A 23,055-nucleotide genomic window follows, 5' to 3' on the forward strand; every position below is an offset into this window, starting at 1 on the left:
CCTAGGGTGGTCCGCGTGGACAGTACCGCCACTGATCGGTTCGACGCCGATCGGTTCGAGGCCGGCCGGGACCGGCTGGCCTCGCTGGCGTACCGGCTGCTGGGCTCCGCCGCCGACGCCGAGGACGTCGTGCAGGACGCCTTCCTGCACTGGCAGGCCGCCGACCGGCAGCGGATCAGGGTGCCGGAGGCCTGGCTGACCAAGGTGGTCACCAACCTGTGCCTCGACCTGCTCCGCTCGGCGCGGGCGCGCCGCGAACGCTCCGCCGGTGCCTGGCTGCCCGAACCGCTTCTCGACGGCGACCCGATGCTCGGCCCGGCCGACACTTTCGAGCAGCGCGAATCGGTCTCCCTGGCCGTGCTGACCCTCATGGAGCGCCTGTCACCCTTCGAGCGGGCCGTCTACCTCCTGCGGGAAGCGTTCGCCTACAGCCACGCCGAGATCGCCGAGATGCTCGGCATCACCGAATCCGCCAGCCAGCAGCACCTTCACCGGGCCAGGCGCCGCGTCACCGCGGCGCGCCGCCGGGGTGGCGAGGTCGACCCGGAATCCGCCCGCAGGATCGTCGAGGAGTTCCTCGCCGCCGCTTTCTCCGGCCACACCGAACGGCTGGTGGCGCTGCTCACCGACGACGCGACCGCCGTCTCCGACGGCGCCGGCCTGACCGGGACGCTGCTGCGGTACGACACTCCGGAGCGGATCGCCGCCGTCGCACGGGCCGGGTTCAAACCCACACCCGCCAAGCGGCGGTTGGCCGGCGGTACGTCCGCCGTCCACTACGCGCGCGTCAACGGCGCCCCAGCCCTCGTCTTCGTGGTCGGCGACCGCGTCGTCGGCGCCGCGACGTTCGACATCGCCGGCGGCCGGATCGCGACCGTGCGAGGCATCGCCGCGCCCGCCCGGCTGACCCGCCTCGCCGAGACCTGGCAGCAGCACGAACCAGAAGGATCACCGCTCATCGCCCGATGGTGAACCGGCGCCGACCGCGCCTCTGTAACGCTCAGGTAGCGGGAGACAGCCCTGACCTCACCTGAACCGCAGGTCGAGCAGATCCCCGCGTCCCATTTGAAAACAAATTTACTATCTGTTTTTATGGACACAACGGAAGGGGGTACGCGACATGCGTGCCATCATCATCGGAGCGGGAATCGCCGGACTCGCCGCGGCGCTGCGCCTGCACCAGGCGGGCTGGGACAGCCTGGTGGTCGAGCGGGCCCCGGCGCGGCGCGGTGGCGGTTACGGGGTGACGTTCGGCGGCATCGGTCATGACGGGGCCGAGCGGATGGGCGTCCTGCCGGAGCTGAGGCGGCGCGCCTTCGTGACGCGCGAGCTGGTTTACCGCAAGCCCAGCGGCGAGCGCCGCTTCGCGCTCAGCGGCGAGACGATCGCGGCCACCATGGGCAAGAAGTCGTTCAACATCCTGCGCGGTGACATCGAGGCGGTGCTGTACGAGGCCGTCGCCGATCACGTGACCATCCGGTTCGGCACCACGATCACGGCCGTCGAGCAGGACGCGGACACGGTGCGAGTCTCGCTCAGCGATGGCGGCACCGAACGTGCCGACCTTCTCATCGGCGCCGACGGGCTGCACTCGGCGACGCGGGCCCTGGCGTTCGGCCCGGAGGAGGACTACCGGCTCGACCTGGGGCACCGGGTGGCGGTCTACATGCTGAAGGAGCGACCCGAGGGTCTGCCTGCCGAGACGACCGGCTCGATCAGCGCGGGCGGCCGTACGTTCGCGATGATGAGCGTCGGCGACGGCCGTACGGCCGCCTTCTTCGGCTACCGCACCGATGGCGGCCGGGCGGGAGCGTCGCTGGAGGAGCTGCGCACCATCTACGGCGACATGGGATGGCTCGTCCCCCAGGCGCTGGAAGGGCTTGAGACGGCCGAATCGGTCTACTTCGACAGCATCAGCCAGATGGTGGTGGATCGGTGGAGCAAGGGCAGGGTCGTGCTGCTCGGTGACGCGGCCTGGTGCGTGACACTGTTCGCCGGCTATGGCTCCTCGCTGGCTGTCGGCGGTGCCGACCGGCTGGGCGCGGCCCTGGCGCGGCACGGCGACGACGTCCTGTCCGCGCTGGCGGAGTGGGAGGCGGAGCTGAGGCCGGAGGCGGAGAAGAAGCAGCGGCTCGGCCGCCGGGTGAAGGGGGTCTACGCCCCACGCAACCCGCTGGTGCTGGAGCTGACCCAGCTTCCGCTGCGGCTGTCGTCGTGGGGGCCGGTGCGCCGGCTGGTCGAGCGCAAGTTCCAGCTGGCGGGCTGAACGGAGATGGCGATGCGCGTACTGGTCATGGGCGGCACCCACCATGTGGGCCGCTCACTGGTAGAGGTGGCGCTGCGGCGCGGCGACACCGTCACCACACTCAACCGCGGGCTGTCGCGCCCGCCGGCGCCGGGCGTCGAAGCGCTGGTCGCCGATCGCACCGCCCCCGATACGGTATGGCGGGCGCTCGGCGAGCGTTCCTGGGACGCGGTGATCGACACCTGGGCGTGGGCGCCGAACGCGGTCCGGGACAGCGCCCGGCTGCTGGCCGACCGTGCACGACACTACGGTTACGTCTCCAGCCGCGGCGGGTACGCCTGGCCCTGGCCGGCCGGAGCCGACGAGAGCGCACCGCTCGTGGCGGGCGATCCCGGCAGTCAGGACGGCAGCGACTACGCCGCGGCCAAGCGCGGTGGCGAGCTGGCCGTGCTGGAGGCGTTCGGCGAGCGTGCCCTGCTGGCCAGGGCGGGCATGATCCTCGGCCCGTACGAGGACGTCGGCCGCATCCCTGGTGGCTGCGGCGGCTCGAACGCGGCGGTCCCGTGCTCGCCCCCGGACCGGCCGGCGCGGCCCTGCAGTACATCGACGCCATCGACCTGGCGGCCTGGATGCTGGCGGCGGCAGAACGTGGCATCGGCGGGACGTTCAACGTCGCCGGGCCGGCCGGGCACACCACGATCGGCGACCTGCTCACCACGGCCTCGCAGGTGATCGGCTCTGACGCCGAGCTGGTGTGGGCGCCCGCGGAGCTGCTGGAACGGGAGGGCTTCCCGCTCGGCATGGAGTTCGGGCTGCGCTACCCCGGCAACCCCTGCCCGACGGGCATCCACGACGCCGACGTCTCCGCCGCCCTGGCGGCGGGGCTCATCCTCCGGCCGCTGCGCGAGACCCTGGCCGACACATGGGCCTGGCTGCGGCGCGAAGGCGATCCCGCCCCTCGCTCTGACGCTCCGTCCCCGGCCCAGTGGTTCGACCCGGCTCAGGAGCAGCGCGTCCTGGAGCTGGTCCGTCCTCGCCGCACATCGTGAAAACATCTGATCGACGTGTTTCCACCTTCGGAAGGTGAACCTCATGCCTCCCGCCTTCTCGGCCGCGGAAAAGGCGCACATCACGCGGCTGCTCCTGGACAACGGCCTGCGCCTGTTCACCACGCAAGGGCTGCGCAAGACTTCCCTGGAGGACCTGGTCGCCGGGACCGGCATCGCCAAAAGCACCTTCTACGTCTTCTTCGACTCCAAGGAGGCGCTCTATCTGGAGCTGATGCTCGCCCAGATGGCCGAGGTCAAGAGCAGGGTCATCGACGGAGCATTGCGCAAGGAGGCCGGCACTCGCGCCGGGCTGCGCGCCTTCCTGCACGCCACGCTGGCCGAGCTGGACGGCAACCCCCTCTACGGCAGACTGATGACCCACCCCGAGGAGATGGCGGCGGTGGCCAGGAAACTGGACCTCGAACGCGTCACCTCCGCCCCGGACAACCCGGTCACCGCCCTGGCGGCCTACCTGACCGAGCACAGCGACGACCTCGCCGGCGACGACCCGGAGGTGATCGTCGGCGTGTTGCAGGCCGTCCTCATGATGCCGCTGTACCGGGACCGGCTGGCCAGCCTCGAGCTGTACCCGAAGATCCTCGACCGGCTCGTCGACCTCGTCGCCACCGGCCTCACCCAGGCGAAGCAGTGACGAGGCCGTCGCCCACCTCTGACAGTGATGATGGAGGTGAGCGTCTCCCGGCAGGGTTTGACCCAGCCTCCGACTGACTTCGGGTCCTTGAAGGGGACCTGTCGGCTCTGTCAGGAGACGCTCATGCACGCGTCACGGGCGCGCCGCACAGGTGCCCGGCGACACGTACGCCATGCGGACTCTGCGCCCAGGGGTTCCCAAGGCACTCGAAACCGCCTCGTCGTACCCCTCCCGAACCACTGCCGGTGCCACGTGCCCGATCCCCGACGTACAGCTATCAGCCAAGCTGCTACGCAAGCGGGTGATCGATCCGTGCACGCGCTCGGCACGGGCCGGCTTGTTCCGCTCGTGCGCCGCACTGCGCTACGGTATGGCCCGGAGTGCCGGGAAGTCTGGTCGGCGACGTCTATGGCCGCGCGACCGAACGGAACCTCCGCGATGGATGACGGCGTTGTCAGCATGTCCGGCAAGCCGCAGCGCCGGGCGATCTCATGACGCGGCGCCGCCCGGCTGTGCCGGGGCGTGGCCGGCATCCGACCGTGGTCATCGCGGCCGGGTTCGGCTCGGCGGTGCTGCTCGGGACACTCCTGCTCGGCACCCCGCTGGCCACCGCGGAAGGGGACAGCTCCCACTGGCTCACCGCGTTGTTCACCGCCACCTCCGCCGTCTGCGTGACCGGCCTGGTCGTGGTCGACACCGGGACGCACTGGTCGGTGTTCGGTGAAGTAGTGATCGTCCTGCTCATCCAAGCCGGCGGGCTGGGCATCATGACGCTCGCCACGCTGATCATGGTCATCGTCGCCCACCGCATCGGCCTGCGGGCCAGGCTGTCCGCCCAGTTAGAGACCAAGTCGGTGGTCGCCGCCGATCTGCGGCACGTGCTGCGCAAGGTCGTGACGTTCAGCCTGATCTGCGAGGCGGCCATCGCCGTCGTTCTCGCCGTACGGTTCATCACCGGGTACGGCGAGCCGCTGGGCCGAGCCGTCTATCTCGGCATCTTCCATGGGGTATCGGCGTTCAACAATGCCGGCTTCGCGCTCTGGCCGGACAACCTGATGCGCTTCGTCACCGACCCGTGGATCTGCCTGACCATCGCCCTGGCGGTCATCGTCGGCGGCCTCGGCTATCCGGTCGTCTTCGAGCTGTTGCGCACCTGGCGACACCCGTGGCGCTGGTCTGTACTGACCCGCGTCACCGTCGGACTGAGCGCCCTGCTCCTCGGCGTCGGCACCCTCGCGTTCCTGATGACCGAGTGGCGCAATCCGGGCACGATGGGCCCGCTGGACGACTCCGGCAAGCTGCTGGCCGCCTTCTTCGCCGCCGTCATGCCGCGCTCCGGCGGCTTCAACACCCTCGACATCAGCCAGATGTATCCCTCCTCCTGGCTGGTCACCGACGTGCTGATGTTCATCGGCGGCGGCAGCGCCGGCACTGCGGGCGGCATCAAGGTCACCACATTCGGCTTCCTGCTCTTCATCATCTGGTCCGAACTGCGCGGCGAGCATCAGGTCAACATCGGCCACCGGCGGCTGCCCTCCGCGACTCAACGCCAGGCACTGTCCATCGGCCTGCTGGGCGTCATCCTGGTCGCCCTCTCCACCTGGCTGCTGCTCATCATGACTCCACACGGCCTCGACCAGGTGCTGTTCGAGGTCATCTCCGCCTTCGCCACCAACGGCCTGTCCACCGGCATCACCGCTCACACCTCCCTGGCCGGGCACGTGCTGCTCAGTGTGCTGATGTACATCGGCCGCATCGGCCCGCTCACGCTGGGGTCGGCACTCGCGCTGAAACAGCGCACCCGCCGTTACGAACTGCCAGAGGAAAAGGTGATACTCGGCTGACAGCCGGGCAGCGACCGGCCGATCATCCTGCTGCCCGTGACCGGGGGCCACAGAGGGAGACCTGCAGACCGACAAACAGGGATATTCGCGTACATAAGTGAAAGGCGGGTAGATTAGGGGGTGGTGTGCCGGGAAGCCTGGTCGGCTGTTCTGTCGCCGACCCTTCCTGGAGTCCGCCTTGACCCAAGCACCGCCACGTGGCTTTCGCCTGTTCAGCCCCGGTTCCTGGAGTGAAGCCCGACGTGTCGTCGACATCCTGCGCACCGAAACCGTCGGGGGCGCGCTGCTGCTCGCGGGCGCGGTGCTCGGCATGCTCTGGGCGAACTCGCCTTGGGCCGAATCCTACGAAGGGCTGCGCGCCGTCAAGATCGGCCCCGCCGCCCTGCACCTGGATCTAAGCCTGGCCACCTGGGCCGCGGACGGGCTGCTGGCCGTCTTCTTCTTCGTGGCCGGCCTGGAGCTCAAGCGCGAGTTCGTCGCCGGAGACCTGCGCGATCCCCGGCGCGCCGCCATCCCGATCGCGGCCGCGGTCGCCGGAGTGCTCGTGCCCGCCGCCGTCTACCTGCTCATCACGAGCGGCGCCGGCGCGGAGGCCGCCAAGGGGTGGGCGGTGCCCACCGCCACCGACATCGCGTTCGCGCTGGCGGTGCTCGCGGTCATCGGCCGCCACCTGCCGGCCGCGTTGCGCACGTTCCTGCTCACTCTGGCCGTCGTCGACGACGTGCTCGCCATCGTGATCATCGCTCTCTTCTACACCGAGCATCTAGCGCCGCTCCCCCTGCTGGCCGCGTCGGCTCCGCTGGCCGTCTTCGCCTTCCTCGTACGGCGCGGGGTTCGTTCCTGGTGGCTCCTGCTGCCGCTGGCCGCGCTGGCATGGGGTCTGGTTCACGCGTCCGGCGTCCACGCCACCGTCGCCGGAGTCCTGCTCGCCTTCACCGTTCCCGTCGTGGGCAGGCGACCGGGTCCGGGCCTGGCCGAGCATTTCGAGCACCGGTTCCGGCCTCTGTCGGCGGGCGTGGCCGTGCCGGTGTTCGCGTTCCTGTCGGCGGGCGTGCCGCTCGGCGGGCTCGACGGCCTGGCCGAGGCGCTGACCGACCCCGTGGCCCTCGCCGTCGTGGCCGGCCTCGTCATCGGCAAGCCCGTGGGGGTCATGGCGGCCACCTGGCTGATGGCCCGCTTCACCCGGGCCGACCTCGACGAGAACCTGGCCTGGGTGGACGTGCTCGGGCTGTCGGTCCTGGCCGGCATCGGTTTCACCGTCTCCCTGCTGATCGGCGAGCTGGCCTTCGGCATCGGCAGCGAACGCGACGGCCTGACCAAGATCGCGGTGCTGACCGGCTCCCTCGCCGCGGCCCTCCTCGCCGCCGCGATCCTCCGCCTGCGCAACAACGCGTACCGCCGCATCGAGCAAGCCTCCTTCGCGGAAGAATGACCGGGACGGCCGGTGACGGACGACGCCTTCTCTTCTGGTGGAGAGCCGACGACGCCGTACGGACCGGCGAGGTGCACGGCTTCCTCGGCCCGAACGGCTCGGGCAAGACCACCACTCTGCGCATCCTCCTCGGTCTACTGCGCGCCGACTCCGGTCACGCCGAACTGCTCGGCGGCCATCCGTGGCGGGACGCTGTCGAGTTGCGCCGGCGGCTGGCGTACGTGCCAGGCGACGTCGTCCTGTGGCCCGCGCTGTCCGGCGGGGAGGCCATCGACCTGCTCGGCCGGTTGCGCGGCGGGCTCGACCCACGGCGCAAGGCGGCGCTGCTGGACCGCTTCGACCTCGATCCCAGCGGGAAGGGCCGCGCCTGCTCGAGGGGCAGCCGGCAGAAGGTGGCCCTGATCGCCGCGCTCGCATCGGACGTCGAACTGCTGCTGCTCGACGAGCCCACCTCGGGCCTGGATCCGCTGATGGAGGCCGCGTTCCGTGAGGTCGTCGGCGAGGAACGCGCCCGCGGCCGCACCGTGCTGCTGTCCAGCCATGTCCTGTCGGAGGTGGAGGCGCTCTGCGACCAGGTCACGATCATCCGCGAGGGGCGGACGGTACAGACCGGCACCCTGGCCGAGCTGCGTCAGCTCACCCGTATCACCATCAGCGCCGAACTGGAGCGCACCCCCGACGGCCTGGCCGGCGTGCACGACCTGATCGCCGACGGCCCGCGCGTACGTTTTCAGGCGGATGGCGAGCACCTGCAGGCGGTGCTCGCCATGCTCACCGCCGCGGGCGTGCGCACGCTGACCTGCCAGCCGGCCATTTGGAGGAGCTGTTCCTGCGGCACAACCAGGTCGCGGCCTGACCGGCACGCCGACGTTGTTGCGGCTGATGCTGCACCGCGACCGGGTCGCGCTGCCCGGCTGGATCGTCGTGATCGTCGGCGTCATCGTGGCCAGCGCCGCGGCCAGCGCCGAGTTGTATCCGCAGGAGGGTCAGCGCATCGCCCTGGGGGTCACGATCGGCGCGGCGCCCGCGCTGCAAGCGCTCACCGGGCCGGTCTTCGACGCGACCTCGGTAGGCGGGCTGACCGCGTGGCGGGCCACCACCATGACAGCGGTCCTGGCCGCCTTGATGAGCATGCTGACGGTGATCCGGCACACGCGGGCCGAGGAGGAGGCCGGCCGGGCCGAACTGGTCGGCGCGTGCGCGGTCGGCCGCCATGCCGTCGCGGTCTCGGCGGTGCTCCTGGCCGCGGGCGCGAACCTGCTCATCGTCTTGCTGATCACCGGGGGCCTGGCCGGTCAGGGACTCCCCCTGGCGGGTGCGCTCGCCTTCGGCCTGGCGGTGGGCGGCACGGTGATGGACCGGGCTCAGGCGCCGGCCACCACGTCGCGAGCCAACTTCGTCCACGCACGCGGCTCGGAGGTGCTCGACCGGCTGGATGCGCTCAGTGGCCTGCCCGAGGAATCAGTACGGGCCATGACCATCACCAACTACGCCGGCGACCGCCCGATGATGCGCATTCGCTTCGGCGATCCCGGCCTGCACACCGCCGCTCCCCCGATGGTGATCTCCCAGGCCCGCGTCGAGGCGCGGTTGCGCGACCGGCTGGCCGAGCTGGGCGGGTGGCCGGAATGGGGCTCCGCCCTGGTGGGCGCCGGCCAGGACGCCGACGGCGTCACCGCCGCGCTGGGCGACGGCCGCACCGTGCGAGCGCGCTGGCTGGTCGGCTGCGACGGGACCGGCAGCACCGTACGCAAGCTCGCCGGCATCGGCTTCCCCGGCGTCAAGGTCAGCGAGCGTTTCCTGATCGTGGACGCCCGCCTCGACACCACCCTCGACCACTCCGGCACGAGCGGCTGAGTGCACCCGGAGGGCATGCTGGGCGCCATGCCGATGCCCGGCGGCCAGTGGCGGCTGCTCGCCTACGACCCCGCCTTCCGCCAGGACAAACCCACCGAGGAGCAGATCGTCGAGCGGATGCGCCACATCCTGCCCGAACGTACCCACGGCCTCGGCGGCCGGCTGCTGGACGCGTCCTGGGCGTCGTTGTTCAGCGTGCGCCGCCGCCTGGCCGACACCTACCGTCAGGGCCGGATCCTCCTGGCCGGTGACTTCGCGCACGCGCACGCCCCCTTCGGCGGGCAAGGCATGCTGACCGGCATCGGCGACGCCGAGAACCTCGCCTGGAAACTGGCCCTCATCATCGGCGGCCTGGCAGGCGAGCGGCTCCTGCACACCTACGAGGCCGAGCGCCGCCCGCTGGCCACCCAGGTTCTGCGTGGCAGCACCGCCGCCACCAGGATGAACATCGCCGCAGGGCCCGTCGGCCGGTTCCTGCGCGACCGCGTCATGGTGCCGGCGTTCGACCTGCCCGTGCTGCAGCACTGGACCACGTACACCACCTCACAGCTCTGGGTGAGCTACCGGCGCGGTCCACTCGGCGGGCGCGGCTCCCGGCCGCGCTCCGGCGACCGGATCGCCGATGTGGCCTGCGTGCGCGCCGACGGCATCCGTACCCGGCTGCACGCCGAACTGCGCGGACGCTGGGCCGTCCTCGGCGAAGCGTCCCTGTTCGAGGCGGCCCGGCGGCTCGGCGAGCACGTCGTCCACCTCCGCCCGGTGGGTCCGCTGCCCGCTATGCTCGACGCCCGGACGCCCACTTGGCCTGCAAGGGCGACCCCACCCGTTGGCTGGACGGAGCACTCGCTCGACGGACCGCCGAGGACGCGGACGCCCCCGCGACCTCGAGACCGACATCGCCATCCTGCGCCGCCCTTGACCTGTTCATCGAACGCGGCGTCGAAGGCACCGGCATGGAGCAGATCGCCAAACGGGCCGACGTCGGCAAGCTCACCGTCTACCGCCGCTGGAGCATCAAGGAGGAGCTGATCGCTCAGGCGGTCGAGCAGACGGTCAGCGCCGACCTGGTCCCCTCCCCCGACGACATCCAGGCACTCGACCCGCAGCAGATCATCGAAGGCGTCATCCAGGCGGCGGCGGAGATGACCGCGAGCCCGGCAGTCGGGATCAAGGGGGTGGCCGACGGCGTGGCCGCGGCCGCGCTGCCGAGCGGGCATGTCGCAGTGTCGGCTCGTGGTCAGGCGAGGTGAGCCCGAACGGGGAATCTCGCGGGGCCGCCTGGCCCTCACCTCACCGATCGAGCCCGAAGGAACGCCTCATGCATCCCACCCTGAACACCATCGACATCGTGGTGTCCGACCTGGACGCCTCGATCGCCTTCTACGCCTGCCTGGGCGTGGAGTTCAAGCTTGACGAGCACTCGCCCGAGCACGCCGGCTGTGATCTGCCGAACGGGCTGCACGCCATGCTGGACACCGAGGGCTTCCGCACGCCGTTCCTGCCCGGCTGGAGCGCGCCGACCAGCGGGCCGCGTACCCTGCCGTGCTTCGAGTTCCACACCCCGTCCGGGGTGGACGCCACGTACGCCGAGCTCGTCGCGGCGGGCCACCGGGGGATCGCCGAGCCGTTCGACGCGTTCTTCGCCGACCAGGCCGACAAGATCACCCACCATACGCATCTGGCGCCGGTGCACACCGCCACCACAGTGCGCCTGGGCCACTGCCGCCCTCTTCGTCACCACGGGGATCCTGCTGGTCGCCGGGGTCGTCCTGATTCTGGTGGGAGTACGCCTCGCCACCGCGCCCGGTGACCATCCGAGACAACCCGAGCCGGTCCCGTGACCGTGCTCGACCCGGCGGCTCCAGCGGCCGAATACCACCTCGCCACGTGGGGAGGAGTCCCTTCGGTAGGTACGTCGGGACATTCGCCTCTGCCGTCCCGACGTACCGGGCGGTGCGATGAAAGCACGTGAACCATCGTGAAGGGGGAAATGATCATGGAAGCCAAGGAATGGACCGTACAGATCAACCTGGCCGAGGTCGGCGACGACACGCACGCCCGCGCGGTGCTGACCACCGGGGACGGGCGGGATCGCCTGACCGGCATCGGTCACGCCCGCCGCAACCCGACGGACCCGGCGGTGCCGGAGATCGGCGACGAGCTGGCGGCCTCACGCGCGCTGGCCGACCTCGCCGACAAGCTGGCGGTCGTCACACAACGCGACATCGCCGAGATCGCCGAGATCGCCGGCTCACCGGTCGCGAGCCGTTCGTGGTGAAACCGCGAGGCAGCTCAGGAACGATGGGCCCATCGGCACGCCTGCCAGGGCCGAAAGGCCCTGGCAGGCGGCACCGGAACAGGCGATCATGACAGTACGACACCCGCTGCGGCGGGGACGGCGGGCGGCCCGGAGCTCTGCCTCCGGGGAAAGCCCCGAACCGGACAACAGGAATGCCCACAGAGTGGCTGCCAAGCCGCCGAGTCCCCATCCCGATGATGGCAGCGTCCTCATGACGGCGGCCCTGTTGGACGGCGGGTCACCCGCGCCGGACTCCCCGCCAGGCGGGTGCCGCCATGTCCCGTCAGGCCATGGGCTGGGCGACGTGCGACTGCGGCCGCGCGTCGGCGCCCGCCCGGCCGAGTCATAGCCGGCACCTATCAGACGATAGAAACAAACGCTTTGACCTGCGCAAACTCGTCGGCGGAGAGTGTGATCACCACCCCGAGACGACGAGGAGCGGAAACCATGGCCAAGGTGCTGTGCGTGCTGTACGACGACCCGATCGAGGGATACCCCACCTCCTACGCCCGCGACGGCCTGCCCGAGCTGACCGGCTATCCGGGCGGCCAGACGCTGCCCAGCCCCAAGGGCATCGACTTCACCCCCGGCACCCTGCTCGGCAGCGTCTCGGGCGAGCTGGGGCTGCGCCGCTTCCTCGAAGAGCGCGGGCACACCCTGGTGGTCACCTCCGACAAGGACGGCGACGACTCGGCCTTCGACCGCGAACTGGCCGAAGCCGACGTGGTGATCTCGCAGCCGTTCTGGCCCGCGTACCTGACCGCCGAGCGCATCGCCCGCGCCCCCAGGCTGAAGCTGGCCGTCACCGCCGGCATCGGCTCCGACCACGTGGACCTGGACGCCGCCATCGCCCGCGGCATCACGGTCGCCGAGGTCACCTACTGCAACAGCATCAGCGTCGCCGAGCACGTCGTGATGATGATCCTGTCCCTGGTCCGCAACTATCTGCCGTCCCATCGGACGGTGCTGGACGGCGGCTGGAACATCGCCGACTGCGTCGCCCGCTCCTACGACGTGGAGGGCATGCACATCGGCACCGTCGCGGCCGGCCGCATCGGCACGGCGGTGCTGCGCCGGCTCAAGCCGTTCGGCGTGCACCTGCACTACACCGACCGGCACCGGCTGCCGGCCGAGGTCGAGGAGGAGCTCGGGCTCACCTTCCACCCGGACGCCGCCGCCATGGTCCCGCACTGCGACGTGGTGACCGTCAACGCGCCGCTGCACCCGGAGACGGAGGGCCTGTTCGGCGACGAGCTGATCGCGTCGATGAGGCGCGGCGCGTACCTGATCAACACCGCCCGCGCGAAGATCGCCGATCGGGACGCGATCGTCCGCGCGCTGGAGAGCGGGCAGCTCGCCGGGTACGCCGGCGACGTCTGGTACCCGCAGCCCGCCCCCGCCGACCACCCGTGGCGGACGATGCCGCACCACGGCATGACCCCGCACATCTCCGGCTCCTCGCTGTCGGCGCAGGCCCGCTACGCCGCCGGCACCCGCGAGATCCTGGAGGCGTGGCTGGACGGCACGGCGATCCGCGAGGAGTACCTGATCGTCGAGGGCGGCGCACTGGCCGGCACCGGCGCCCGCTCCTACTCCACGCGGACCTGACCCGTCCCGTCCCTTCGGCCCCGGCCCTCGCCTCCGGGACCGAAGGGATCGGTCGAGCACGTCCGGGTCGACTTGAGCACGTCCGCGAGCAGGGGCCGGCGAAGACGCGCTCCCTCTCGTGGATGCCATGCCATTACCCTCGATCAGGCTGCTAATACAACGGAAAACAGGCATTCAATCTTGCAAGTGCGCCAGGTAAGGTGAGGGCTTGTGGCCACGTTTCGGATCAGTGGGACCGCGGCGCTGCTCGGGGTCGGCGGCCACCAGCGCGTGGCCAGTTACCTGTAAGGAGCCCCTTTGGTGTTCAGGCGTATGTCCCGATGGGCGACCGCCCTGCCCGTCGCGCTGGCGCTCGCGGGCCTGTCCGGTTGCGGCTCCGGCGAACCGGCCGCGTCCACGACGTCCGGATCCGCCTCCGCCTCCGCTCCCGCGGCGGCGAAGGAGGTGACGGTGTTCGCGGCGGCCTCGCTGACCGGCACGTTCACCGAGCTCGGTATGGCGTACGAGGCCGCGCATCCGGGCACGACGGTGAAGTTCAACTTCGGCTCCAGCGCGACTCTGGCGCAGCAGATCGTCCAGGGCGCCCCGGCCGACGTGTTCGCCGCCGCCAGCCCGGCCACCATGAAGACCGTCACGGACGCGTCCCTGGCGAGCGCGCCGACCACGTTCGTGCAGAACAAGCTGCAGATCGCCGTGCCCGCCGACAACCCGGCCAAGGTGGACGAGCTGAAGGACCTCACCGACCCCAAGGTGAAGGTGGCGCTCTGCGCCGAGCAGGTGCCGTGCGGCGCGGCGGCCGTCAAGGCCCTCGACGCGGCCAAGCTGCAGGTCAAGCCGGTCACCCTGGAGCAGGACGTCAAGGCCACGCTGACCAAGGTGGAGCTGGGCGAGGTGGACGCGGCGCTGGTCTACAAGACCGACGTCATCGCCTCCGCCGGGAAGGTGCGGGGCATCGAGTTCCCCGAGGCCGGCCAGGCGATCAACGACTACCCGATCGCCATCCTGGCCAAGGCTCCGGCCGGTGACGCGGCCAAGCGGTTCGTGGACCTCGTGCTGTCGCAGCAGGGCAAGGACGTACTGACCAAGGCCGGCTTCGAAGCCCCCTGACGAGCTCACCCGAGAGCGAAAGGCGAACGGGAACCGAGGGGTGGGCGCGGGCGGCACGTGCCAGGCGGGAACCTGCACACCTCCGCCCGCGCTCACCCTGGCGCCGATGCCACCAGGCCACAGCACGGCACTGTCACCGCCAGCGCGGACCCAGCCCATCATCGCCAAATGTCACCGGAGTACTCGGCGGCCCGTCCATGGGTTCCACCGCCGGAATCCGTCCTAGGTCTGGGCGAACATCCGGGGGCGAGCGTGCAGGACCACGACGTTCGGCCCAGGTTCGTCCAGTGCGTCCGTGAGCTGCCCGGCCAGAGTGGCGGGGGTGGCGGTCCGGGCGGGGATGCCGAACGAGGCGGCCAGGGCGGTGAAGTCCGGCCTGACCAGTTCGGTACCGGTAGGAGCGCCGAACGCGTCCGTCATGTACTCGCGCAGGATCCCGTAACCCCCGTCGTCGACGATCAGCCACGTGACGTCCAGGTCGTGCTGGCGCATGGTGGCGAGTTCGGCCAGGCCGTACATCGCCCCGCCGTCGCCGGAGATCGCGAGCGCGCGCCGGCCCGAGGCGGCCGCGCCGAGTGCGGCGGGCAGCGCGTAGCCGAGGCCGCCCGCGCCCTGCGCCGACCACATGGGTCCGGGGAAGGCCGACCATGCCCAGTAGGTCAGGATCGTCATGTCCCAGAACGACAGCACGCCGGTGGGGATGGCCTCCAGGAGCGCGAACTCCTGCTCGTGGCCGCTGAGCCGATCACGCACCCGCCGCAGTACGCCGGCCACGGCCGCTTCCGCGCGCCCGTCGGCTTCCCTCGGCCGCACCGCCGAGGCGAGCGCGCCCAGCGTCACCTTGGCGTCGGCGTGCACGGCGAGCGAACCGCTCGTGTTGGCCTCCAGCTTTCCCACATCGGCCTCGATGTGGATGACGCGGCCCCTCGGGCGCATCGTGTGGTAGTTGCTGGACAGCTCCCCCAGCCCCGTGCCCGCGACCAGCAGCACGTCCGCCTGCTCCAGGAAGTCCGTGACGTACCGGTCCTCCAGCCACGACCGCAGCGACAGCGGGTGCTCGTGGGGGAAGACGCCCTTCGCGGCGAACGTGGTGGCCACCGGCGAGCGCAGCTTCTCGGCCAGGGCGAGGAGCTCCGGCCCCGCCCCGGACAGGGACGCCCCGCCGCCTGCCAGGATGACGGGGTTCGAGGCGGAGTCGAGCGCCTGCACGGCCTGCCGTACCAGCTCGGCGCGGGGAAGGGGCGTGCGCGGACGCACGCTCAGGTCGGCCGGAGGCGGGACGTCCGTGGGCGCGAGCAGGACGTCCTGCGGGATCTCCACCCACGCGGGCCCCTGCGGCACACTGAGCGCCGCCTCCCATGCCTGGGCCAGGGCGGAGGGAATCTGCGCGGCCGCCCGCACGACCTGGACCGAGGTGGCCACGCCGCGGAAGGAGGCCGCCTGGTCGGGGAGCTCGTGGAGGTAGCCCTTCCTGCGGCCGCCCAGCCCGTCGGACGGGATCTGACTGGAGATCCCGACGACGGGCGCGCAGGCCAGGCGCGACTCCATCAGGGCGGGCAGGGTCGCCAGCGCGCCGGGTCCCGTGGAGACCATGAACGGGGTCACCGTCCCGGTGGCCCGCGCGTGTCCGTCGGCGGCGAAGGCGACGCCCAGTTCGGTACGGCAGCCGACATAGCGCAGCGGCGAGCGGCGCAACGCGTCGAACAGGGCGAGCGCGTGCTGGCCCGGCTCGCCGAACACGGTCCTGGCGCCGAGCGCGGCCAGCGTCTCGGCGACCAGGTCGCCCCCGGTCCTCACGCCCGCCTCCCCAACGCGACCCGGTCGCCCGCCGCCCTCATACCCGGCTCCGCAGCGCGAACAGGCTGATCAGGTCGTACGCGACGTGCGCGGCGGCGACGGCGGTGATCTCGGCGTGGTCGTATGCGGGTGACACCTCCACCACGTCGGCGCCGACAAGGTTGCAGCCCGCCAGCCCGCGCAGGATCTCCAGCAGCTCGCGGCTGGTCAGGCCGCCCGCCTCCGGAGTGCCCGTGCCCGGGGCGTGGGCGGGGTCGAGCGCGTCGATGTCGACGGAGATGTAGAGCGGGCGCTCGCCGATCCGCTGCCGCAGGGCCTCGGCGATCTCGTCGGGGCCGCGGCGCATGACGTCGGCCGAGGTGACGATGCCGAAGCCGAGCCTGCGGTCCTCCTTCAGGTCGGCCTTGCCGTACAGAGGGCCCCTGATGCCGACGTGGCTGAGCGCCTCGGTGTCGAGGATGCCCTCCTCCACCGCGCGGCGGAAGGGCGTGCCATGGGTGTACTCGGCGCCGAAGTAGGTGTCCCAGGTGTCCAGGTGGGCGTCGAAGTGCAGCAGCGCCAGCGGCCCGTGCGCGCGGTGCGCCGCACGCAGCAGCGGCAGCGCGATGGTGTGGTCGCCCCCGATGGTGACGAGCCCGGCGTCGAACTCCCCGGCCGCCTGCTCGATCGTCTCGATGGCCGCGCCGATGTCGAACGGGTTGCAGACGATGTCCCCGGCGTCGGCGACCTGCAGATCGGCGAACGGCGAGACGTCCAGGGCCGGGTTGTAGGGCCGGATCAGCTTGCTGCCCTGACGCACCGCGGCCGGGCCGAAGCGGGCGCCGGGACGGTAGGAGACCCCGCTGTCGAACGGCACGCCCACGATCGCGACGTCGGCCCGCTCCACCTGATCGATACGGGGCAGTCTGGCGTAGGTGTCGGGCCCTGCGAAGCGTGGCACCTGCGAGGCGTCGACGGGTCCCTGAGACATGAATCTCCCTCGTAAACAGCATATTTCGGCGTAAAAGGCGCTATTGACACCCATGGCAACGCAGACCACTATGTCGGAAAACCTCGTTTACCGGAAGGCAACCGCGTTGTCCGATCAGCTCTGGGGTGGACGCTTCCGCTCGCCGGCCGACCCGTCCCTGCTCGCCCTCTCCCGGGCGCCCGACAGCTACTTCCGCATGTCCCCGTACGACCTGGCGGGCTCGCGCTCCCACGTCCGCGAGCTGCTCAGAGCCGAGATCCTCGACGAGGAAGAGGCGGAGCGGCTGCTGGCGGCGATCGACACGCTGGACGAGGACGTCCGCGCCGGGCGCGTCGGCCCGAACGACTCCGACGAGGACGTGCACACGTTCCTGGAACGGGTGCTGGTCGAGCGGCTGGGCGAGATCGGCGGCAAGCTGCGCGCCGGCCGCTCGCGCAACGACCAGACGGCCAACGACCTGCGGCTCTACCTGCGCGATCACGCCAGGAAGCTGGTGCTGGCCCTGGCCGAGCTGCAGGACGCGCTGGTGACACAGGCCCGCGCGCACGTCCGTACGGCGGCACCCGGCTTCACCCATCTGCAGCCCGCCCAGCCGATCGTGTTCGGGCACCAGGTGCTGGCCCACGCGCAGGCGTTCGCCCGCGACGCCGACCGGCTGCGGGACTGGGACCGGCGCACCGCCCTGTCCCCGCTGGGCTCGGCCGCGCTGGCGGGGTCGGCGATAGCCGTCCATCCGGAGTTGTCGGCGGCGGAGCTGGGCTATGACGGGCCGTGCGAGAACTCCATCGACGCCGTCGCCGCGCGCGACCACGTGGCCGAGTTCCTCTTCGCCGCCTCGATGCTCGCCGTGAACCTGTCGCGGCTGGCCGAGGAGGTCTGCCTGTGGGCGGCCCGCCAGTTCGGCTGGGTGGAGCTGCACGACTCCTTCGCCACCGGCAGCTCCATCATGCCGCAGAAGAAGAACCCCGACATCGCCGAGCTGACCAGGGGCAAGGCGGGCCGCCTGCTCGGCAACCTCAACGGCCTGATGGCGACGCTGAAGGCGATGCCGCTGGCCTACAACCGGGACCTGGCCGAGGACAAGGCCGCCGTCTTCGACACGGTGGACACGCTGGCGATCGTGCTGCCGGCCATGGCCGGGCTGGTGCGCACGCTGTCGGTGAACGTCGATGAGCTGCGCAGGCAGGCCACCGTGGGCTTCACGCTGGCCACCGAGGTGGCGGACTGGCTCTCGCGGCGCGGCGTGCCGTTCAGCCAGGCCCACGAGATCACCGGCGCGCTCGTGCGTACGTGCGAGGACAAGGGCCTGGACCTGCACGAGCTGTCGGACGCGGACCTGGCCGCGGTGGACGCGCGGCTGACACCGGAGGTGCGCCCGCACCTCACGGTCGAAGCGGCGCTCGCCGCGCGCGCCGGCCACGGCGCCACCGCGCCGGAACGGGTCCTTGAGCAGATCGACCGCCTCGCCGCGCTGCTGGAGCGGCAGCGCGCCTGGGCGCGCGACTACGCGGGCCCCACGACGTGATCTCGATTCCGGACTCCCCGGGCCTCGGCCCGCGGGCCCGCGAGCTGCGGCGCCGGCGCCGGCTCAGCCTGACCGAGGTGGCCGAGCGGGCCGGGCTCACCAAGGGCTTCCTGTCCAGGTTCGAGCGCGGCCAGGTGTCCATCTCGGTCGCCTCCCTGCTCCGCCTGTGCTCGGCGCTCGACCTGGACGTGGCCGACTTGTTCGACGGATCGAGCGGGCGGCTGGTCAGGGCCGGGAACCGGGGCAGGCTCGAGTTCGGCGGCACCGGCATGACCGAGTACCAGCTCACGCCGAAAGACGAGAGCAGGCTGCTGGTCCTGCTCAGTGAGATCGAGCCGGGCGGCGGGTCGGGCCACGAGCCGTACGCGCTTCCCGTCGACATCGAGTTCGTGCACGTCCTCAAGGGGCTGTTCACGATCGACGCCTCGGGCGAGCGGGTCGAGATGCGCGAGGGCGACTCGTTCCTGTTCCCCGGCGACACCCCCCACACCTTCACCAACCCCGGCGATGAGGTCACCCGAGTCCTGTGGGTGCTGGCGCCCGCGCTGACCTCTCGCTCATGAGGAGATCCCCATGTCCCTAGATGTCGCCCACCTGCCCCGGGTGGCGCGCAAACACTACGGCCGGTACGTGGCCGCGATCGTCGTGGTGGCCGTTCTCGTGGCGATCGTCGTCTCCTTCGCCGGCGGGCAGATCGAGTGGAGCGTGGTCGGGCAGTATCTGACCGCGCAGGCCATCCTGACCGGCGTGGTCAACACCATCGTCATGGCCGTGCTCGCCATGATCGTCGGTTTGGCCCTGGGTGTGCTGTTCGCGGTGATGCGGATGTCGCAGAACCCGGTCACCCGCGGCGTCTCCTACCTCTACACCTGGATCTTCCGCGGCACGCCGCAACTGCTGCAGCTCTTCCTCTGGTTCAACCTGGCGCTCGTCTTCCCCTACTTCGTCATCCCCGGCATCGTCGAGGCGCGCACGGTCGACCTGATGACCCCGTTCGTCGCCGCGCTGCTCGGGCTGGGCATCTGCCAGGGCGCCTACACCTCGGAGGTGGTGCGCGGCGGCATCCTCTCGGTCGACCACGGGCAGACCGAGGCCGCGCAGGCGATCGGGATGACGCGCTTCCAGACGCTGCGCAGGATCGTGCTGCCGCAGGCGATGCGGGTCATCCTGCCGCCGATCGGCAACGAGTTCATCAGCATGGTGAAGCTCACGTCCCTGGCCAGCGCGATCCAGTACCAGGAGGTGCTGCACAGCGCCCAGAACATCTACTACGCCAACAACCGCGTCATGGAGCTGCTGTTCGTGGCGACGTTCTGGTACCTGATCGTGGTCAGCCTCCTCAGCCTGGGCCAGCTGGTCGTCGAGCGCCGTTTCTCCCGGGGAGTGAAGCGATGATCAAGGCGGTCGACGTTCACAAGCGCTTCGGCGCCAACCACGTGCTCAAGGGCATCTCGCTGGAGGTGGCCGCGGGCGAGGTGCTGTGCGTCATCGGGCCGTCCGGCTCGGGCAAGAGCACGTTCCTGCGCTGCATCAACCAGCTGGAGACGATCGACGAGGGCGCCGTCTGGATCGACGGCGAGCTGCTCGGGTACGTGGAGCGCGACGGGAAGCTGCACCAGCTCAGCGACGCCCAGATCGCCCGGCAGCGGCGCCCCATCGGGATGGTGTTCCAGCGCTTCAACCTGTTCCCGCACATGACCGCGCTGGAGAACGTGGTCGAGGGCCCGATCAGGGTGCTGCGCGAATCGCGCGACACCGCCCGCGACCGCGGCCTGGAGCTGCTGGAACGGGTGGGGCTGAAGCACAAGGGCGACGCCTACCCCTCGACCCTGTCGGGCGGCCAGCAGCAGCGGGTGGCGATCGCCCGCGCCCTGGCGATGCGGCCGCGGCTGATGTTGTTCGACGAGCCCACCTCGGCACTCGACCCCGAGCTGGTCGGCGAGGTGCTGGCGGTCATGCGCGACCTGGCCGGCTCCGGCATGACCATGATCGTCGTCACCCACGAGCTGGGGTTCGCCAAGGAGGTCGCGAACCAGGTCGTGTTCATGGACGACGGCCGCGTCGTCGAGACGGGCACGCCCGACCAGGTCCTGGTCAACCCCGCCCACGAGCGTACGAAGACCTTCCTCTCAGCAGTCCTCTAGGAGTCACCTTGTCTCGTCCCGTCCTGCTGCTCGCCTGCCTCGCCCTGGCCGCGACCGCCTGCACCGCCAAAGCGCCCGAAAACCTCAAGGCCACCTCGGACGGCGGCCTGCCGCCGAAGATCGCCGAATCCCGGACCCTGGTGGTCGGGAACGTGCCCAACTACCCGCCGCTGGAGTTCAAGGACCCCAAGACCAACCAGCTCACCGGCTTCGACATCGACCTCGGCGACGCCGTCGGCAAGCAGCTCGGCGTCACGGTCAAGTGGCAGGAGACCTCCTTCGAGCAGCTGCAGAGCGCGGTCACCACCGGGCGGATCGACATGATCCTCTCCGGGATGAGCGACCTGCCCGAGCGCCGCGAGACGCTCGACCTCGTCGGCTACATGAGCTCGGGCGCGCAGTTCTTCTCCACCTCCAAGATCGCCGCTCCGAAGGACCTGTGCGGCAGGACCGTGGGCGCCAGCCGCCGTACCTCCTTCCCCGGCGAGATCAAGAAGTGGAGCGAGCAGAACTGCTCCGCCAAGCCGATCAAGGTCGTCGGCACGGAGGGCTCCGCGGACGCGCGCACCCAGCTCACCCAGGGCAGACTCGACGCGGCGGTCCAGGGCAGCGAGACCCTTCCGTACATCTCCAAGCAGGACCCCGGCAAGTTCAACGTCATCGGCGAGCCGTTCACCCAGGTCAACCAGGCCATGGGCTTCGGCAAGCAGGACCCGCGCCTGCGCGACGCGGTCATCAAGGCGCTGCGCGCCCTGCAGCAGGACGGCACCTACGCGCGCCTGCTCGACAAGTGGGGCCTGCAGGGCAACGCCATCAAGCAGGTCACCCTCAACGGGGCGGCCGCGTGAGAGCCCGCTCGTGAGCCGCTGGCCGCACGGGAAGAGGTCGTGCGTGTCGCTGGCCTTCGACCTCGACGGGCCGACGGGCGGCGCGATGCTGGACGGCAGCATCTGGGCCAAGCCCGAGTACTTCACGCTCGGTTCGTACGGGCCGTGGCGGGCGCTGCCCAGGATCCTCGACCTGCTGGACGCCTTCGAGCTGCCCGCCACGTTCTACACCCCCGCCTGGATCGTGGAGACGTGGCCGCAGCGGTGCCGGGCGATCGTGGAGCGCGGGCACGAGGTGGCCCACCACGGCTACCGGCACGAGCCGTACTTCGGCAAGTCTGAAGCCGAGCAGCGCGACATCCTCACGCGCAGCCAGGCGATCTTCAGGGACGTGCTCGGCGTCGAGGCGACCGGCTTCCGCACGCCCTCGGGTGACTGGTCGCCGGTGACGGCGCGGATCCTGGCCGAGGAGGGGTTCCTCTACTCCAGCTCGATGCGCGGCGACGACCGCCCCTACCTGCATCCCGGCGGGCTGGTGGAGATCCCGGTCCGCTGGGACATGGACGACTACGCCTACCTCGCCTACACCCGCCGCCCCGACTACCCCGCCGGGCTGGACCGCATCGCGGGGTACGACTCGACACTCGACAACTTCAAGCGGGAGTTCGACGGCTACCACGCCGAGGGGTTGTGCCTGAGCACGTTGTGGCATCCCAAGGTGTCCGGCAAGCCGGGCCGGATCCTGCTGCTGGAGCGGCTGTTCGAGCACATGCGCGGGCACGACGACGTCTGGTTCGCCACGGGTCACGACGTGGCCGCCTGGTGGAAGGAGCGACATGGCCCTCTGGCCGGATGAGGCGCGCTGCGCCGTACTGATCACCGTCGACCTCGACGCCGACCTGGCGATCCTGGCCGCCGACCCGAGCACCCGCGACCGCGTCAAAACCCTCTCCGTCGGCCGGTACGGCGCCACCCGCGGCGTCGAACGGCTGCTCGGGGCGCTGGACGGGGTGCCGTCGACCTGGTTCACGCCCGGCATGAACGCGGGCCTCATCCGCGAGGCGCACCAGGCCGGCCACGAGATCGCCAACCACGGCCACGCGCACGAGGACTTCGACCCGCTCGACCTCGCCGGACAGCTCGACGCGGTCAGGCGCGGCCAGGACGCGCTGGCCGAGGCGACCGGCTCGCTCCCGCGCGGCTTCCGCACCCCGGCCGGCGAATGGAAGCCGGGGCTCGCGGCCGGGCTGCCCGCGCTGGGCATCGACTGGTCCTCCTCGTGGCGGGGCGACGACCTGCCCTACTTCCATCCCTCGGGCCTGGTGGAGATCCCCCTCCACCACGAGCTGGAGGACCACCCCGCCTTCATGTTCAACCTCGACCCGCCCTTCCCCGCCGGGCAGTCACGCATCGCCCCCTATGCCGCGGTGCTGGAGAACTGGATCCAGGAGTTCGACGCCTACCACCGCTTCGGCCTCTGCTACGTGCTGCGCCTGCAGCCCGAGGTGATCGGGACGCCGGGGCGCATCGGGCTCCTGCGGTCGTTGCTGGGGGTCATGCGCGAACGGCCGGGAGTGTGGTTCGCGACCGGCAGCCAGGTGGCGGATCACTGGCGCGCCACCCGCACGGGCAACGAACCCGGCCATCCCGCCGACGTCTTCGCGGAGCTGACCTCTTGACATCCTCCCCCTTCTGAAGG

At 70.9% G+C, this 23,055-nt stretch carries 21 protein-coding genes and 2 pseudogenes; 21 read left to right on the forward strand and 2 right to left on the reverse strand.

What is annotated here, in order from left to right:
• Positions 1-15 precede the first annotated feature (15 nt).
• The 14 genes and pseudogenes from AB0C27_RS27730 to modA all read left to right on the forward strand — a co-directional run bounded on the left by AB0C27_RS27730 (position 16) and on the right by modA (position 14,093).
• Positions 16-972, forward strand: a complete 957-nt coding sequence (locus AB0C27_RS27730; protein ID WP_357849099.1) for a sigma-70 family RNA polymerase sigma factor — start codon at positions 16-18, stop codon at positions 970-972.
• 148 nt (positions 973-1,120) lie between these two features.
• Positions 1,121-2,266, forward strand: coding sequence for an FAD-dependent oxidoreductase (locus AB0C27_RS27735; RefSeq protein ID WP_357849102.1), 1,146 nt, complete (start codon positions 1,121-1,123; stop codon positions 2,264-2,266).
• Between the two features lie 12 nt (positions 2,267-2,278).
• Positions 2,279-2,977 (forward strand): hypothetical protein, encoded by a 699-nt coding sequence (locus tag AB0C27_RS27740; RefSeq protein ID WP_357849105.1) that lies wholly within the window; start codon positions 2,279-2,281, stop codon positions 2,975-2,977.
• The gene (locus AB0C27_RS27745) at positions 2,974-3,294 is read left to right on the forward strand and encodes a hypothetical protein (RefSeq protein WP_357849108.1); all 321 of its coding nucleotides are present in this window, start codon (positions 2,974-2,976) and stop codon (positions 3,292-3,294) included. Before AB0C27_RS27740 ends, AB0C27_RS27745 begins: the two co-directional genes overlap by 4 nt.
• Before the next feature lie 43 nt (positions 3,295-3,337).
• Positions 3,338-3,946, forward strand: coding sequence for a TetR/AcrR family transcriptional regulator (locus AB0C27_RS27750; protein ID WP_357849111.1), 609 nt, complete (start codon positions 3,338-3,340; stop codon positions 3,944-3,946).
• A 491-nt stretch (positions 3,947-4,437) separates the two neighbouring features.
• The gene (locus AB0C27_RS27755; RefSeq protein ID WP_357849114.1) at positions 4,438-5,790 is read left to right on the forward strand and encodes a potassium transporter TrkG; all 1,353 of its coding nucleotides are present in this window, start codon (positions 4,438-4,440) and stop codon (positions 5,788-5,790) included.
• Positions 5,791-5,968: 178 nt separating this feature from the next.
• Entirely contained in the window at positions 5,969-7,222 is a 1,254-nt protein-coding gene (nhaA, locus tag AB0C27_RS27760; RefSeq protein ID WP_357849117.1) for a Na+/H+ antiporter NhaA, read from the forward strand.
• Positions 7,219-8,078, forward strand: a pseudogene (locus tag AB0C27_RS27765) (ABC transporter ATP-binding protein). Before nhaA ends, AB0C27_RS27765 begins: the two are co-directional and overlap by 4 nt.
• Before the next feature lie 275 nt (positions 8,079-8,353).
• Positions 8,354-10,108 (forward strand): annotated as a pseudogene (locus AB0C27_RS27770) (FAD-dependent monooxygenase).
• Positions 10,033-10,329 carry a TetR family transcriptional regulator gene (locus AB0C27_RS27775; RefSeq protein ID WP_357849120.1) on the forward strand — a complete coding sequence of 99 codons (297 nt, stop codon included), beginning with the start codon at positions 10,033-10,035 and terminating at the stop codon, positions 10,327-10,329. The pseudogene AB0C27_RS27770 and the gene AB0C27_RS27775 overlap by 76 nt, the downstream one beginning before the upstream one ends.
• A 68-nt stretch (positions 10,330-10,397) precedes the next feature.
• The gene (locus AB0C27_RS27780) at positions 10,398-10,889 is read left to right on the forward strand and encodes a VOC family protein (protein WP_357849123.1); all 492 of its coding nucleotides are present in this window, start codon (positions 10,398-10,400) and stop codon (positions 10,887-10,889) included.
• Positions 10,890-11,075: 186 nt separating this feature from the next.
• The gene (locus tag AB0C27_RS27785; RefSeq protein WP_357849126.1) at positions 11,076-11,357 is read left to right on the forward strand and encodes a DUF1876 domain-containing protein; all 282 of its coding nucleotides are present in this window, start codon (positions 11,076-11,078) and stop codon (positions 11,355-11,357) included.
• A 468-nt stretch (positions 11,358-11,825) separates the two neighbouring features.
• Complete coding sequence (locus AB0C27_RS27790) at positions 11,826-12,986, forward strand: NAD-dependent formate dehydrogenase (protein ID WP_357849129.1); 1,161 nt, start codon at positions 11,826-11,828, stop codon at positions 12,984-12,986.
• A 297-nt stretch (positions 12,987-13,283) separates the two neighbouring features.
• Positions 13,284-14,093 carry a molybdate ABC transporter substrate-binding protein gene (modA, locus tag AB0C27_RS27795; RefSeq protein ID WP_357849132.1) on the forward strand — a complete coding sequence of 270 codons (810 nt, stop codon included), beginning with the start codon at positions 13,284-13,286 and terminating at the stop codon, positions 14,091-14,093.
• Positions 14,094-14,315: 222 nt separating this feature from the next.
• Here modA and AB0C27_RS27800 read toward each other — a convergent pair whose 3' ends face one another.
• Both AB0C27_RS27800 and speB read right to left on the reverse strand, forming a co-directional pair.
• Entirely contained in the window at positions 14,316-15,890 is a 1,575-nt protein-coding gene (locus AB0C27_RS27800; RefSeq protein WP_357849135.1) for a thiamine pyrophosphate-binding protein, read from the reverse strand.
• Positions 15,891-15,927: 37 nt separating this feature from the next.
• Positions 15,928-16,860 (reverse strand): agmatinase, encoded by a 933-nt coding sequence (gene speB / locus AB0C27_RS27805; RefSeq protein WP_357849138.1) that lies wholly within the window; start codon positions 16,858-16,860, stop codon positions 15,928-15,930.
• 106 nt (positions 16,861-16,966) lie between these two features.
• On the opposite strand from speB, the gene argH reads away from it, so the two are divergent.
• From argH to AB0C27_RS27840, 7 genes are read left to right on the forward strand one after another with little or no spacing between them, the layout of a single operon-like run.
• Positions 16,967-18,385 carry an argininosuccinate lyase gene (gene argH / locus AB0C27_RS27810; protein ID WP_357849140.1) on the forward strand — a complete coding sequence of 473 codons (1,419 nt, stop codon included), beginning with the start codon at positions 16,967-16,969 and terminating at the stop codon, positions 18,383-18,385.
• Positions 18,382-18,948, forward strand: coding sequence for an XRE family transcriptional regulator (locus AB0C27_RS27815; RefSeq protein ID WP_357849143.1), 567 nt, complete (start codon positions 18,382-18,384; stop codon positions 18,946-18,948). Before argH ends, AB0C27_RS27815 begins: the two co-directional genes overlap by 4 nt.
• 10 nt (positions 18,949-18,958) lie before the next feature.
• Positions 18,959-19,780, forward strand: a complete 822-nt coding sequence (locus tag AB0C27_RS27820) for an amino acid ABC transporter permease (protein ID WP_346112122.1) — start codon at positions 18,959-18,961, stop codon at positions 19,778-19,780.
• Complete coding sequence (locus tag AB0C27_RS27825; protein WP_357849146.1) at positions 19,777-20,529, forward strand: amino acid ABC transporter ATP-binding protein; 753 nt, start codon at positions 19,777-19,779, stop codon at positions 20,527-20,529. Before AB0C27_RS27820 ends, AB0C27_RS27825 begins: the two co-directional genes overlap by 4 nt.
• Before the next feature lie 8 nt (positions 20,530-20,537).
• Positions 20,538-21,377, forward strand: coding sequence for an ABC transporter substrate-binding protein (locus AB0C27_RS27830; protein WP_357849149.1), 840 nt, complete (start codon positions 20,538-20,540; stop codon positions 21,375-21,377).
• Positions 21,378-21,420: 43 nt separating this feature from the next.
• Entirely contained in the window at positions 21,421-22,212 is a 792-nt protein-coding gene (locus tag AB0C27_RS27835) for a polysaccharide deacetylase (protein WP_357849152.1), read from the forward strand.
• A complete protein-coding gene (locus AB0C27_RS27840) occupies positions 22,193-23,035 on the forward strand; it encodes a polysaccharide deacetylase (protein WP_357849155.1) in 843 nt (280 codons plus the stop codon). Before AB0C27_RS27835 ends, AB0C27_RS27840 begins: the two co-directional genes overlap by 20 nt.
• Positions 23,036-23,055 lie beyond the last annotated feature (20 nt).

The sequence above is a fragment of the Nonomuraea sp. NPDC048882 genome, from assembly GCF_040649755.1.
GTDB classification, from domain to species: Bacteria; Actinomycetota; Actinomycetes; order Streptosporangiales; family Streptosporangiaceae; genus Nonomuraea; species Nonomuraea maheshkhaliensis.